The sequence below is a fragment of the Enteractinococcus coprophilus genome, from assembly GCF_006716305.1.
GTDB classification, from domain to species: domain Bacteria; phylum Actinomycetota; class Actinomycetes; order Actinomycetales; family Micrococcaceae; genus Yaniella; species Yaniella coprophila.
Genome location: NZ_VFOU01000004.1, coordinates 1 through 14,085, shown reverse-complemented (window position 1 = coordinate 14,085; position 14,085 = coordinate 1). Strand labels below are relative to the sequence as shown.

Below are 14,085 nucleotides of genomic sequence, written 5' to 3'. Positions count from 1 at the left end.
GGTAAACACATGAGTACGTTTGACTCCATCGATAATCTGCTACAAGAACACGCCGAGCTCACCGAAAAAATGGGTGACCCGGCAGTCCACGCCAACCAAGCCATGGCCCGGAAAGTCGGGCGTCGCTTCGCCGAGCTCGAAAAGATCGTCAAAGCCCACAAACGGTGGCAACAGATCGGCCAAGACTTAGAAGACACCAAGGAACTCGCCGAAGAGGATGAGGACTTTGCCGCTGAAATTCCCGGATTGGAAACCAGCTACGAGGAAGCCAGCGAACTGCTCCACCGGTTGCTGATCCCGCGTGATCCCGACGACGCACGCAATGTCATCCTGGAAATCAAAGGTGGCGAAGGTGGCGAAGAAGCCGCTCTGTTCGCCTCCGACCTGGCCCGGATGTACCTCCGCTATGCAGAGAACAAGGGGTGGAAAACCGAGATCATTTCGGCCACCGAATCCGATCTTGGCGGATATAAAGATGTGCATATTGGGATCTCGTCGAATACCAACGACCCTGCAGAAGGCGTATTCGCACACCTGAAATTCGAAGGCGGCGTCCACCGCGTGCAGCGCGTGCCCGTGACCGAATCCCAGGGCCGGATCCATACTTCGGCTGCCGGCGTGCTGGTTTTTCCAGAAGTCGATGAACCCGAAGAGATCGCGATCAACCAATCCGACCTGAAGATCGATGTGTATCGTTCCTCCGGGCCGGGTGGCCAGCATGTGAACACGACCGACTCTGCGGTGCGTATTACCCACTTGCCGACCGGCATTGTGGTGGCCATGCAGAACGAGAAGTCGCAGATTCAAAACCGTGAAGCCGCCATGCGCGTTCTGCGGTCACGCCTGTTAGCGTGGCAACAAGAACAACTTGACGCCGAAGCCGCCGAGACTCGTGCTTCGCAGGTGCGTACTATGGACCGTTCCGAACGTATCCGCACCTACAACTTCCCAGAGAACCGTGTCGCCGATCACCGCACCGGATACAAGGCCAATAACTTGGACCGCGTTCTGGAAGGCGACCTGGATCCAGTAATCCATTCACTGATCGAAATGGATGAAGCCGAACGTCTTGCCGCCCTGGGTGAAAACTCGAAGGCCTAATGACCGACGTCAATGAGATCCTCCGCCTGGTCCAAGAACACTTGAGCCAGGCGGAAATCGACTCCCCACAAGCCGAAGCCGCAACTATCGTTGCCCACGTGTTGGGTATTTCTCGCGGCAGACTCGGAGTGCTGCAGGCGCTAGGGGCGCGGCTCGAAGCCGGTGACGTCGCCAAAATCACCGAACTTGCCACCGCCCGAGCAACCCGGACCCCGCTGCAATACCTGATCGGGACCACCGGGTTTTACGGGCTCGACCTCAAAGTGGCGCCCGGGGTGTTTATCCCGCGGGTCGAAACTGAAGTCCTCGTCGAGACAACGGTGCAACACTTTGCCACACATCCTGGTCCGCTGAAGATTCTAGACTTGTGCACCGGCTCGGGAGCTATCGCGGCAGCAGTCGCTGACCAGATGCGCCAACGGAACATCCCAGTAGAGGTATGGGCGGTCGATATCTCGCCCGAAGCAACCGAGCTAGCCCGGACTAATACCGCCCAACACAAGGTCACCGTATTGTGTGCGGATGCTACTGATCATCGCAACGTCATCGCGGCGGCCCCGAAGCTTTCCTCACTGCGCGGAACTTTTGATGCTGTCGTGTCCAATCCACCGTATATTCCAACGACGACGCCGGTAACACAACACGAAGCCGAATATGACCCGCACCGTGCCCTCTATGGTGGGTCGGCAGACGGCACCGCCATCCCATTGCGCATCGCCCACCAGGCCGCCGAGTGGTTGGCACCGGGCGGGCTTTTCATGATGGAACATGATCACACGCACGCCACACAACTTGTGGCGGCACTTGTGGCCAGCTCCGTCTGGGACCAGGTGCAGACTGTGAAAGATCTCACTGGCGCGGATCGTTTTGTTGCCGCGATTCGCACATCATCGGCGAAACCATCACCGAATTCATCTTCAACCCTGGCACAATAACTATCGTGACTCAGCTGTTCGACGCCCAAGAATCCGACCAACGGACCGCCGCCATCGCCGCGGCGAGCAAAGCCATTAGCCAACGCGAACTCATCGTCTTGCCCACCGACACGGTCTATGGTGTCGGCGCCGATGCGTTCAATCCACAGGCCGTGGCCGTGCTCTTGGCCGCTAAGGGGCGCTCCCGGCAGTCCCCGCCACCGGTGCTGATCGGCAATATGCAAGTTCTGGATGCACTAGCCGTTGATATTCCCGCCACCGGACGCCAATTAGCGCAAGCCTTTTGGCCAGGCGCACTAACGCTGATCTTCAACGCCCAGCCTTCTCTATCTTGGGATCTTGGCGAAACCCATGGCACGGTCGCATTGCGCCAACCAGCGGATGCCCTGGCCCAACAGATTCTTCAAAACACCGGACCATTAGCGGTGTCTTCCGCCAACCGGCACGGCCAGCCAGCGGCCACCACAGCCCAAGCCGCTCAAGAAGCCCTAGGTGCTTCCGTGTCCGTCTACATACATGACGGCGACCGCGGCGCACAACAAGCCTCCACCATCGTAGATTGCACCGTCACCCCGCACCGTGTGCTTCGACAGGGCGCCATCAGCATCGAGGAACTACGACAAGTTGTTCCCGACGTTTTGGATCTCAACGACCCGGAACCACCTACATCAGGGTCCACGGGAGCAACGACGTGGGAGGATTCTTCGTCGTCATGAAGGTTTACCTTGCCATCGTGGCCATCACCGCGCTAATCAGTTTCGCACTGACCCCGATGGCACGCATGTTAGGTGTTCGCGGTCGCGTCTATACGCCCACCCGGAAACGCGATATGCACCGCGAACCCATCCCGAAACTCGGGGGAGCGGCTATGGCCCTGGCGGTAACCATCGTGCTGGGTGCGGCATCACTCATCCCCTTTTTATCCGGGATCTACCAGGCGCCGATCGTCGGCATCCTGCTGGCCATCCTGGTGACCCTGGTCATGGGGGTGGCAGACGATCTGTGGGATCTGCATTGGATCATCAAATTCGCCGGCCAAGTCTTGGCCGCGGGCATTGTTGCGGCGGCCGGCATACGCGTTGAAGCCATGCCAGTTGGATGGATCCACGTCGATAATGATCTTGCGCAGATCGTCATCACGATTTTCGTAATTGTGCTGACGATCAATGCGTTCAACTTTATCGATGGGCTCGACGGGTTAGCATCCGGTGTGGCCATTATCGGTGGTTCAGCCTTCTTCATCTACAGCTATATCCTCACCAGAACCATCAACGCCTACGATTATTCGAACTTGGCGACTTTGCTGACCGCACTACTTATCGGGGCCTGTCTCGGTTTTTTGCCTTTCAACTTCCATCCGGCCCGCATCTTTATGGGTGAGGTCGGCGCACAGCTCATCGGCCTGTTAATGGCCACCGCAGCCGTTGCGGTCACCGCCGATCTTGGGGCATTAGAAGGATTCCGGTTCCGCAATATCCCCGCGTACATGCCGATTTTGTTGCCACTGGCCGTCATGATCCTCCCGCTGCTCGACCTCTTCATGGCGGTATTGCGCCGAACCGCACGCCGCACCTCGCCATTTAGTGCAGACCGAGGCCACATCCATCACAAGCTGGTCGACGGCGGATACACCCACCGACAAGCCGTGCTGTTGCTATACCTGTGGACATTTGTCGTGGGATACGGTGCCGTATCACTGACCTATTTCCCTGCTGCGATGGTCATTGGTGCAACGATCGTTGCCCTGGCACTGCTCGTTGTGCTGACACTTCGTCCCTGGATGGCGCGTCGAGCCTACTATCGACGACTCAATAAGCTGCGGGCAGCACGAGCTGCCGAACGAGCGCTGAACCATTCGGCAGAACAAGGTGAAACCTATGGCAAAGAAACCCGTCAATAAGCACGGCTGGTGGGGGATTCTGCTGCACGCCTCTTGGCCGACCTGGGTCGGGATCGTCGTGACCGCAGTAGCGTTCCTTCTGTTAGAGAACGGCGACGCCGGGCTGTCAGCGCTGGTCGCCGGGATCATCGTTTGGGGCTTATCAGCACTTAGTATTCTGCTGATAGCCATTGTGTGGCAACGACGTCGCAACCTCGCCATCCCATTAGCGATGGGTGCCTTTGTCGCCAAGATCGTGATTCTTGGCATGCTGCTGGCCGTAGTGCCCCCACCCGAATGGCTGCACACGATCGGGGCTGCCATTGGAGCCTTGGTGGCCATCGTCATCTGGCAAATTGCAGAGGTTATTGTTTTTCTCAATACCCGGCGCCTGATCTATTCCTAACCCATCTCATCAGTGTGATAAAGACAACAAATACGCAGATTTGTTCACCTGTGAGATGCGCCAAATAACGTCCTGACAAGCTGTTTCATTAGATTTATTCGACACGGTGTAGAAATGGCGTGACCAAGGTCTCACTTGATTTGGTAGATTGGGCCAGCGACGTCGTCTGGAATAAACGACTCAATGCGACACGGGTTAAGGTTTTTGCTAGACTATCCAAGGGCAAAAACGCGTTGAACATCGCAACTGCCTTCAACAACACTCCGGCAACATCCCCGAAGCAGGTTCGAATACCTCAACCTTCCCGTGGGATTCTTAAGAGAGGATTTGCGTGCTTCCACTCGTACTAAGTTATCTCCCCACGCAGGGATACGTGCCGCCCACGATCGATGATGCGCACTTACCAGACATGATTCCGTGGATGGCTGAGTACGGCACCGGTTTCGGCAAACAGATGCTCATGATCATTCTGTCGGTCATTTTGATCTGGGCGCTTTTTGGCATCGCAATGCGCAAACCTTCCCTGGTCCCAGGGCGTCTGCAGTGGATCGCCGAGTCCGGCTATGCATTCGTGCGCAATGGCATTGGTCGCGACATTCTTGGTGAAAAACATTTCCGCCAGTGGGTTCCGCTGCTGTTTGCAACGTTCTTCTTTGTACTCTTCAACAACTTATTTGGCGCGATCCCGATCCTGCAGCTGCCATCGTTCTCGCACGCCGGCGCAGCCTATGCAATCGCCATTATCATGTACATCATCTGGATTGGTGTTGGACTGCGTCATCACGGTATTAAATACTTCAAACTGGCTGTGGTCCCCGAGGGCGTTCCCAGCTGGATCCTGCCACTGCTGGTTCCATTGGAGATCATCTCCAACTTCATCGTTCGCCCACTGACGCACTCGCTGCGTTTGATGGCAACCATGTTGGCCGGGCACATGATCGTCATGCTGGCCGGCTCCGGTGCAGAATACCTGATTACTCAAACGGACAGTATCTTGAACGCAGGCTTGGGCATTGGCGTCATCATCGGTTCCGTGGCGCTGTACTTCCTGGAACTGCTGATCATGGTCCTGCAGGCCTTCGTCTTTACTCTGTTGACGGCGCTCTACATTCAAGGGGCTATCGCCGCTCAAGCAGAGCCCATCATGGACAAGCCAATGCCGGTCGCAGCGTAACTTCTAACGCTCCGCACAGAACTGAATATTTGTTATAAAGATTTGCCGATTCGAACCTATGAATCGCGACGGTGAGATACACGCCGTGAAATTACTTCCTGGTACCGGTACCCATCGGATCCCCGCCGGGAACCCTCCACAACCTGCCTGTTAGGCATCTTGAAAGGAACACAATGGAACTGCATGGTTCATTGAACATGATCGGTTACGGCCTGGCCGCAATTGGCTCCGCTATTGGTGTGGGTCTGATCTTCGCTGCATACATCAACGGTGTTGCACGTCAGCCAGAATCCCAGTCGCAGCTGCAGCCAATCGCGCTGCTTGGTTTCGCGCTGGCAGAAGCCCTTGCGATTCTTGGTCTGGTCTTCGCTTTCGTTATTGGAGCCTAGGCGCCATCCACGGTCGGAAAGCATCCGGCCATATATGTCAGTAATGAACACTTAAGGATGGTTTGAAATGATCAATAGCATGACGATCATGGCGGCCGCCGCGGAACAGGAACAAGCGAATCCGCTGATCCCAAATATTTGGGAAATCGTGGTCACGTCGGTTGGCTTCCTGGTCCTCTTGTTCATCGTCATCAAATTCGTCGTTCCGGCAATGGAGAAATCCTACGTCGAACGTCGGGATGCGATCGAAGGTGGACTTGAGCGCGCTCAGGCTGCACAAGCAGAGGCTGCCCAGTTAAAGAACAACTACGAACAGCTGCTGCAAGAAGCCCGTACCGAAGCCAGCCAAATTCGAGAGCAGGCTCGTACCGAAGCGGCACAGATTGTTGCAGAGGCACGTCAGAACGCTTCGGCAGAAGCGTCGCGCATCTCTGAACAAGCTTCCGTTCAGATTGCTGCCGAACGCCAGCAGGCCGTTACGGCACTGCGTACCGAAGTCGGCACCCTGGCAACCTCATTGGCCTCCAAGATTGTTGGAGAAGCGCTTGAAGACGACGCTCGTTCGCAGCGCGTTGTCGACCGCTTCCTGGCAGACCTGGAGAAAGAACAGGCCTCAACCACGAGTGCAGGTGCAACTGAGTAATGTCACAAGCATCGCGTGATTCATTGGCACAACTGCACACCGAGCTGAAAGCTACCCTTTCAGCCGGAGGAGTCGAACTCGGCGCCGAACTGTTTGCGGCTTTGAAAGTGATCGACGATAACGGTGCATTGCGCCGCTCGATCACCGACCCAACGGTTGAAGCCAACCGACGTCAAGAATTAATTCGCAGGATCTTTGCCAACCAAGTCTCAGCATCTGCTGTGACGGTATTGCAAAGCCTTGCCGGCGCACGCTGGACCACCGAACGCGAATTCGGTGACGCACTCGAAGAGATGGCGGCTATTTCCGCTATCTACAGCGCCGAACAGGGTGGTCTTGCTGGTCTGCAGACCCTGACGCAGCAACTGCTGGAATTCAACCGTGTGGTTGATGCCAGCCACGAACTGCAGCGGGCACTCACCGATCAGCAAGCGCCAGTATCTTCTCGAGGCGATCTCGCTGACAATCTCATGTCAGCCGATGCCATGGCCCCAGCAAAGTTGTTGGTCCGTCAGGCAGTGGAGCATCCTCGTGGAGTGAAACCTGTTGATCTTGTTCGTCGTTTTGCTGATCTGAGCGCACAGCAACAACGTCAGTGGATCGCCGATGTGACGGTGGCCCGTCCACTCCAGCAAGCTCAGGTAGATCGTTTGGCCAACACACTGTCGTCCACTTTTGGTCGTCAGTTGCAGCTAAACGTTCACACTGACCCGCAGCTGATCGGCGGAATCCGGATCCAAGTTGGTGACGAAGTCATTGACTCCTCGGTCGCTTCACGACTGAACGATCTGAACACTAAACTGGCCGGCTGAAACCGGCACTCGAAACATATACAACTAGGCCACATCACCATGATGCGGCATTCAAAGAGAGCAGGGACTGCAGATGGCCGATTTGACCATCAACGCTGACGACGTCCGTGATGCCCTAAACGAGTTTGCGGAGTCGTACGAACCGGCCGACACCGAACGTGTCGAAGTTGGCTACGTCACAAGCGCAGCTGACGGTATTGCCCGTGTGGAAGGTCTTCCTTCCGTTATGTCGAACGAACTGCTTCGTTTCGACAATGGCGTCACTGGACTGGCTCAGAACCTCGACCCACGTGAAATTGGTGTCGTTGTGCTGGGTGACTTCCAGGGTATTCAAGAAGGTATGAAAGTGTACCGCACCGGCGACGTACTGTCCGTACCGGTCGGGGACGCTTTCATGGGTCGTGTCGTGAACCCACTGGGTGAACCAATCGACAACCTTGGTCCAATCGAGGACGAAGGCCGCCGTGCACTGGAACTCCAGGCACCAGGTGTGACCCAGCGTAAGTCGGTACACGAACCACTTCAGACTGGTATGAAAGCCATCGATGCGATGATTCCTATCGGTCGTGGCCAGCGTCAGCTGATCATTGGTGACCGCCAGACCGGTAAGACCGCAATTGGTGTCGATGCGATTCTCAACCAGCGAGCCAACTGGGAGTCGGGGGATCCGAACAAACAGGTACGTTGTATCTACGTGGCTGTTGGCCAGAAGGCTTCAACGATCGCATCGGTTCGTGCCACACTGGAACGCGAGGGCGCACTCGAATACACCACCATCGTTGCCTCACCAGCATCTGACCCAGCGGGCTTCAAATACCTGGCACCATATGCCGGGTCAGCCATTGGGCAGCACTGGATGTACGGTGGCAAACACGTTCTGATCATTTTCGACGACCTGTCCAAGCAGGCTGAGGCCTACCGCGCCGTGTCGCTGTTGCTGCGTCGTCCACCAGGCCGTGAAGCGTACCCAGGTGACGTGTTCTACCTGCACTCACGGTTGCTGGAACGTTGTGCAAAGCTCTCTGACGAATTGGGTGCCGGGTCGATGACCGGTCTGCCGATCGTGGAGACCAAAGCCAACGACGTCTCGGCATACATTCCGACCAACGTTATTTCGATTACCGACGGTCAGATCTTCTTGCAGTCTGACCTGTTCAACGCCAACCAGCGCCCAGCTGTTGACGTTGGTATTTCGGTATCGCGCGTAGGTGGTGCAGCCCAGACCAAGGCACTGAAATCCGTTTCCGGTACCCTGCGTATTGATCTCGCCCAGTACCGTGACATGGAAGCCTTTGCGATGTTCGCATCTGACCTTGATGCTTCAACGCGTCGTCAGCTGGACCGTGGTGCACGCCTGATGGAACTGCTCAAGCAGCCGCAGTACACCCCGTACCCAGTCGAAGACCAGGTTGTTTCGATCTGGGCAGGCTCTCAGGGACACATGGACGACGTTCCAGTCTCTGACGTACTGCGCTTCGAATCGGAATTCTTGCAGCACCTGCGTCTCAATAACATCGCGCTGGCAGATATCGCAGAAACCGGGCGCCTGAACGATGACACCATCGCGGTCTTGGAACAGGAAGTTACCAGCTTCAAGAAATCCTTCCTTGCCCAAGGTGGCGACGCCGTCCAGCCAGGCAACGAAGAGTTCGATGCCATTGACGAAGGCGCCGTCGAACAAGAACGCATCGTCCGCCAGAAACGCTGATCGACCCTAGCATTTGGTGCCGGGGAAACCCGGCACCTGCTATAGGTCACAGAAAGGAAAAGCATGTCAGCATCCGATATTCGGGTCTATCGCAACAAGATCAACTCGACGACGTCGATGAAAAAGATCTTCAATGCGATGGAACTGATCGCAACCTCGCGAATCGGTAAGGCACGCCAGCGTGTGGCAGCTTCGATGCCCTATGCCAATGCGATTACTCGGGCCGTTTCTGCCGTGGCATCACAGCAAGACATCGAACACGTTCTGACGTCGGAACCCGAAAATCCGCGACGCGCTGCTGTGCTCATCATGTCGAGCGACCGCGGCCTGGCTGGAGCATACTCCGCAAACATCCTGCGTCACGCAGAGACCTTGATTGAACGCCTTTCCGAAGAAGGTAAATCCGCCGATCTATACCTGATCGGCCGCAAGGCTCAGGCGTACTTTGACTTCCGTAACCGTTCGTACAAGAAATTCTGGACCGGTTCGACCGATAGCCCAGAATTCGACGTCGCAAAAGATGTTGGCGAAACACTCGTCGATGCCTTCTTGACCGACTACGAAGAGGGCGGCGTCGACGAAATTCACATCGTCTACACAGAGTTCAAGAGCATGGTGCGACAAGACCCAACGGTTGTTCGTCTTCTGCCACTGGAAGTTGTGGAAGAAGAAGTCACCGATGCGTCGGAACTGTTCCCGCTCTATGACTACGAACCCGCCCCAGAAGAAGTCTTGGATGCATTGCTGCCCAAATACATCGAGTCGAGAATCTTCTCGTCCATGTTGCAGGCTGCCGCATCAGAACTGGCCAACCGTCAACGAGCTATGAGTGCAGCCGGAGATAACGCCGAAGATCTCATCCGTGAATACACTTTGCTGATGAACAACGCCCGTCAGGCTTCCATTACTCAGGAGCTCACCGAACTCATCGCTGGTGCAGACGCACTAGCAGAGTCCTAAACGGGCTGACACCACAGCCTCACTGACCCATATTTCAACATCCACATAGAAGTGAGTTACATGACTGCCACTATGAATGAATCCGGTAGCGGCGCTAAAACCGGCGCCGTGGGCCGCATTGCCCGCATTACCGGACCGGTCATCGACGCTGAATTCCCAGCGGACGCCATGCCGGAGATCTACAATGCTCTGAAAGTACAGTTGACCCTCGGTGGTCAAACCTCGACCATTACTTTCGAAGTTGCCCAGCACCTGGGTGAAAACCTGGTTCGCGCCATCGCGATGCAGGCAACCGACGGTTTGGTCCGCGGTCAGGAAGTCGTCGACACCGGCCAGCCAATCTCGGTGCCCGTGGGCGACGTCGTCAAAGGCCACATCTTCAACGCGCTGGGCGACTCGCTCGACGTTGATATTGCTGAACTTGATGTTCAAGAACGCTGGCCAATTCACCGCCAGCCACCAAACTTCGCTGACCTGGAAGCCTCCACCCAGATGATGGAGACTGGTATCAAGGTCATCGACCTGCTCACCCCCTACATTCAGGGTGGAAAGATTGGTCTGTTCGGTGGTGCCGGTGTTGGTAAAACCGTTCTGATCCAGGAAATGATTACCCGTGTTGCACGCAACTTCGGTGGTACCTCGGTATTCGCTGGTGTTGGCGAGCGTACTCGTGAGGGTAACGACCTCTGGGTCGAAATGGACGAAGCCGACGTACTGAAAGACACCGCACTGGTGTTCGGTCAGATGGACGAGCCACCAGGCACCCGTCTACGCGTTGCGCTAACCGGTCTGACTATGGCCGAGTACTTCCGTGACGTCCAGAAGCAGGACGTGTTGTTGTTCATTGACAACATTTTCCGCTTCTCGCAGGCCGGTATGGAAGTTTCGACCCTGCTGGGTCGTATGCCTTCTGCTGTGGGTTACCAGCCGAACCTGGCTGACGAAATGGGTATCCTGCAGGAACGCATTACCTCAACTCGCGGTCACTCTATTACCTCGATGCAGGCCGTTTACGTCCCAGCGGACGACTACACTGACCCTGCTCCAGCCAACGTGTTCGCGCACTTGGATGCGACCACGAACCTGACTCGTGACCTGGCTTCGCGTGGTCTGTACCCAGCGGTTGATCCACTGGCCTCGACCTCGCGTCTGCTGGACCCACAGTACGTTGGTCAGGAACACTACGACGTCGCGACCCGCGTCAAGCAGATTCTGCAGAAGAACAAAGAACTGCAAGACATCATCGCGATCCTCGGTGTTGACGAGCTGTCCGAAGAAGACCGTGTCGTCGTCGGCCGTGCACGCAAGATCGAACAGTTCCTGTCGCAGAACACCTACACTGCGAAGCAGTTCACCGGTGTCGAAGGCTCGACCGTTCCAATCAAGGACACCATCGAAGGCTTCAAGGCCATCGCCGACGGCGACCTGGACCACATCGCAGAACAGGCCTTCTACAATGTTGGTGGCCTGGATGACGTGGAGCGGGAATGGGCGAAAATCCAGAAGGAAGGCTAACTCATGGCCGATAACCTCCTGGACGTCGAAATCGTTGCCGAGGACCACTTCGTGTGGTCCGGGCAAGCCCGCTCCGTGTCCGCCCGCACGATTGACGGTGAGATCGGGATTCTTCCCGGTCACACCCCGATGCTTGCGGTGCTGGGTGACGGCGAAGTCGTCGTCGAAGCAGCAGACGGTGAAGCCGTGGTTGCACAAGCCAATGGCGGGTTCTTCTCGGTTGATTCGAACCGGGTGACCATCGCCGCAACACAAGCGGAGCTGTCAGCGTAAGATGCCGTCGTGGCTGGCCTGGACGCTCATCGGAATCGCGGTCATAGCGTTCGTAACGGCAGTGATGATCGCCTGGCGATTATTTATGCTGCTTAGAACACCCGGTTCCTTTAAAGCGCGCCTGGTCAGCAAACACGACGACGAAAAACCCGGCAAACCCGTGGTGGTGTCATATAACGAATACTCGGTGGAAATCTTCGCCGTCTACTCGATCTGGCCTCGCCCGTTTGCCAGCGTACCGCGTCACTCGCTAGACGTAACACGGTTTCCCCGCCGAACTCGCATCCGTGCCTGGGTGCGGTTAGACGATCTGGAAACCGGTGCATACCTCAAGCTCAGTGCAGCCCAAGCGCACGTCTCTGAGCTCACCACGTGGTACGAGTCCGGTCCCGCAGTTGGGATTGGGCACTGGCGAGAACCGCCACAACGGCGACAGCGTCGTCGATACTTCTAACTTCATATGACAATCGGTCGACAGGGTACGTGGATGGCTCTGTCGACCGATTGCTTTAAGCCACGGCCTTAGGCGGGTCGGTACCGGCTAGCGCTGCATCGCGGCACATACCTGATCATGATTCAGCCCTGCTGCCACCAGGTCATCGTGGATCGCCAACAGATCTTTACCACCCGATGCCAACGTGGCCCGTCCCGCAAGCTGCGGGCTCGCAGCTGTAGGATAGTGCAGTTCAACATGTCCCAACCTGGGTGGCTGCGCAGTAAGTGGCTGAACGCCGGTGGGAAGGGTCGCAGCCGAGGCATCTGAAACCAACCGGATAGTGGCGGGCCACAGGTCAAACCACCACCGGACCACCTCAAGATCGACATGGAAGCCGTCTGCGATCAATTCCACGACGACCTCACCGCGGGCTGCTGCTTCCATGACCGCAAGAATTGGCCCTGGGTCCCGATGGTGAAAACCACGCATCGCATTATAGAGATGGGTAATGGTCACCGGTTCTCCCGTCAGGGCGTAGACGAATGCTATGCCGTGGCGCATCTGGAGATAGGTTGCACCGGTGTGGCCTAGCGCAGGCGCAATCCCGGCTTCAACGAGTTGCTCAACGGTGGCCTCAAACCCCGGGAGCTCGGGTGCTAGCGTCATCATGGTGATCAGCCGGCTGGGGTCCTGGTAGTTGAACACGGTTTCTAGGAACCGCTTGCCGGGATCTTCGTTGGGAGCCAGCAGTGCCGACCTGGGATGCGCGCCGGCAAACTCTGGCGCAAGAAATGGGCCTTCCAGATGCACGCCGTCCACCAGCCCATCGACATGAGCTGCACGTAGCCGGTTCAGTGTATCGGGTAACGCGGCCAGTCCGATCGTCGGAATTGAGGCGGTAACCCCAGTGGTGCGCCGAGATGCCAGCAAGCGCAACGCGGCCTGGATCGACTGGACATCGGAGGTGGCAAAATCAACCCCGGCCACGCCATGGATGTGGCGGTCAGCGAACGTGTTGGTGCATTTAGAAAAGGCGGGAGTCAACATCGTCGACGCCTCGCATGGCATCGTAGTCCAGCGTGACCGTGCTGAAACCCCGGTCTTCAGCGAGTACGCGCGCCTGTGGCTTAATTTGTTGAGCGGCAAACACTCCGTGCACGGGTGCCAGCAGTGGATCCCGGTTGAGCAGTTCAACATAGCGGGAGAGTTGTTCGACGCCGTCGATATCTCCGCGCCGCTTCAGCTCCACGGCCACGGTCTCTCCGGTGCCGTTCTTGGCCAGAATGTCGACCGGACCAATGGCGGTCATATATTCGCGCCGGATGAGTTGATAGCCCGATCCCAGCAGGTGAATTTGTTCGGCCAACAGTCGTTGCAAGTCGGCTTCGACGCCGTCTTTGACTAATCCAGGATCCACCCCGAGCTCGTGACTGGAATCGTGCTCAATAGCGTAGATACTAATGATCAGGCGGTCATCGGATTTCTGCGACTGCACCGTCCATACTGTTTCGATGCCTTCGTGCTGCTGGGTCTCGGATGGCTCCGAGACGATCACTCGGGCGGGCGGCGTCATCCAGTTCAGGGGTTTATAGGAACCACCGTCGGAGTGGATCAACACCGCGCCGTCGGCCTTGAACATGATGAGCCGTTTGGCGGGGGGCAGGTAGGCATTGAGCCGGCCAGCGTAGGTGACAGAACATTCAGCAATGACAAGTCGCATAACGGGCATTAGTCTACTGGGTAATTGCTGGTTCATAGTGCAGCAGGCGGACTCGGCGAGTATGTGACAATAGGGGTCATGGCTCGCAAAAATAAGCGCCGTCGTGACCAACATCCCAAGCGCGGCAGAAGAAC

The 14,085-nt window shown here is 56.7% G+C and carries 16 protein-coding genes; 14 read left to right on the top strand and 2 right to left on the bottom strand.

The features are described from left to right. Positions 1 to 9: 9 nt before the first annotated feature. From prfA to FB556_RS11265, 14 genes are all read left to right on the top strand, one after another. Positions 10 to 1,101, top strand: a complete 1,092-nt coding sequence (gene prfA, locus FB556_RS11330) for a peptide chain release factor 1 (RefSeq protein ID WP_141867816.1) — start codon at positions 10 to 12, stop codon at positions 1,099 to 1,101. Next, positions 1,101 to 2,036: a peptide chain release factor N(5)-glutamine methyltransferase gene (gene prmC, locus FB556_RS11325; protein ID WP_141867814.1), complete on the top strand. Its 936-nt coding sequence runs from the start codon at positions 1,101 to 1,103 to the stop codon at positions 2,034 to 2,036. The genes prfA and prmC overlap by 1 nt, the downstream gene beginning before the upstream one ends. A gap of 5 nt (positions 2,037 to 2,041) precedes the next feature. Continuing rightward, positions 2,042 to 2,752: an L-threonylcarbamoyladenylate synthase gene (locus FB556_RS11320; protein WP_246057436.1), complete on the top strand. Its 711-nt coding sequence runs from the start codon at positions 2,042 to 2,044 to the stop codon at positions 2,750 to 2,752. Further along, positions 2,749 to 3,936 carry an MraY family glycosyltransferase gene (locus FB556_RS11315; protein WP_141867809.1) on the top strand — a complete coding sequence of 396 codons (1,188 nt, stop codon included), beginning with the start codon at positions 2,749 to 2,751 and terminating at the stop codon, positions 3,934 to 3,936. Before FB556_RS11320 ends, FB556_RS11315 begins: the two co-directional genes overlap by 4 nt. Beyond that, entirely contained in the window at positions 3,914 to 4,321 is a 408-nt protein-coding gene (locus FB556_RS11310) for a hypothetical protein (RefSeq protein ID WP_141867807.1), read from the top strand. The genes FB556_RS11315 and FB556_RS11310 overlap by 23 nt, the downstream gene beginning before the upstream one ends. 409 nt (positions 4,322 to 4,730) lie before the next feature. Beyond that, positions 4,731 to 5,495, top strand: coding sequence for a F0F1 ATP synthase subunit A (gene atpB / locus FB556_RS11305; RefSeq protein ID WP_141868355.1), 765 nt, complete (start codon positions 4,731 to 4,733; stop codon positions 5,493 to 5,495). Positions 5,496 to 5,668: 173 nt separating this feature from the next. After that, positions 5,669 to 5,884, top strand: a complete 216-nt coding sequence (atpE, locus tag FB556_RS11300) for an ATP synthase F0 subunit C (RefSeq protein ID WP_022871288.1) — start codon at positions 5,669 to 5,671, stop codon at positions 5,882 to 5,884. Between the two features lie 67 nt (positions 5,885 to 5,951). Continuing rightward, on the top strand, positions 5,952 to 6,527 hold the full coding sequence (locus tag FB556_RS11295; protein WP_141867805.1) for a F0F1 ATP synthase subunit B: 576 nt from the start codon (positions 5,952 to 5,954) through the stop codon (positions 6,525 to 6,527). Next, complete coding sequence (locus tag FB556_RS11290; protein ID WP_141867803.1) at positions 6,527 to 7,339, top strand: F0F1 ATP synthase subunit delta; 813 nt, start codon at positions 6,527 to 6,529, stop codon at positions 7,337 to 7,339. Before FB556_RS11295 ends, FB556_RS11290 begins: the two co-directional genes overlap by 1 nt. A gap of 73 nt (positions 7,340 to 7,412) precedes the next feature. Further along, positions 7,413 to 9,047, top strand: a complete 1,635-nt coding sequence (gene atpA / locus FB556_RS11285) for a F0F1 ATP synthase subunit alpha (RefSeq protein ID WP_141867800.1) — start codon at positions 7,413 to 7,415, stop codon at positions 9,045 to 9,047. Positions 9,048 to 9,110: 63 nt separating this feature from the next. Then, positions 9,111 to 10,007 (top strand): F0F1 ATP synthase subunit gamma, encoded by an 897-nt coding sequence (locus FB556_RS11280; protein WP_141867798.1) that lies wholly within the window; start codon positions 9,111 to 9,113, stop codon positions 10,005 to 10,007. A 60-nt stretch (positions 10,008 to 10,067) separates the two neighbouring features. Then, positions 10,068 to 11,522 carry a F0F1 ATP synthase subunit beta gene (gene atpD / locus FB556_RS11275; protein ID WP_141865383.1) on the top strand — a complete coding sequence of 485 codons (1,455 nt, stop codon included), beginning with the start codon at positions 10,068 to 10,070 and terminating at the stop codon, positions 11,520 to 11,522. Between the two features lie 3 nt (positions 11,523 to 11,525). Beyond that, complete coding sequence (locus FB556_RS11270) at positions 11,526 to 11,795, top strand: F0F1 ATP synthase subunit epsilon (protein ID WP_141865385.1); 270 nt, start codon at positions 11,526 to 11,528, stop codon at positions 11,793 to 11,795. 1 nt (position 11,796) lies between these two features. Beyond that, positions 11,797 to 12,249, top strand: a complete 453-nt coding sequence (locus tag FB556_RS11265) for a DUF2550 family protein (RefSeq protein ID WP_141865387.1) — start codon at positions 11,797 to 11,799, stop codon at positions 12,247 to 12,249. A gap of 87 nt (positions 12,250 to 12,336) precedes the next feature. On the opposite strand, the gene FB556_RS11260 is transcribed toward FB556_RS11265, so the two are convergent. After that, positions 12,337 to 13,278 carry a hypothetical protein gene (locus tag FB556_RS11260; protein ID WP_141865389.1) on the bottom strand — a complete coding sequence of 314 codons (942 nt, stop codon included), beginning with the start codon at positions 13,276 to 13,278 and terminating at the stop codon, positions 12,337 to 12,339. Further along, complete coding sequence (nucS, locus tag FB556_RS11255; RefSeq protein ID WP_141865391.1) at positions 13,256 to 13,951, bottom strand: endonuclease NucS; 696 nt, start codon at positions 13,949 to 13,951, stop codon at positions 13,256 to 13,258. The genes FB556_RS11260 and nucS overlap by 23 nt, the downstream gene beginning before the upstream one ends. Positions 13,952 to 14,085: the final 134 nt, after the last annotated feature.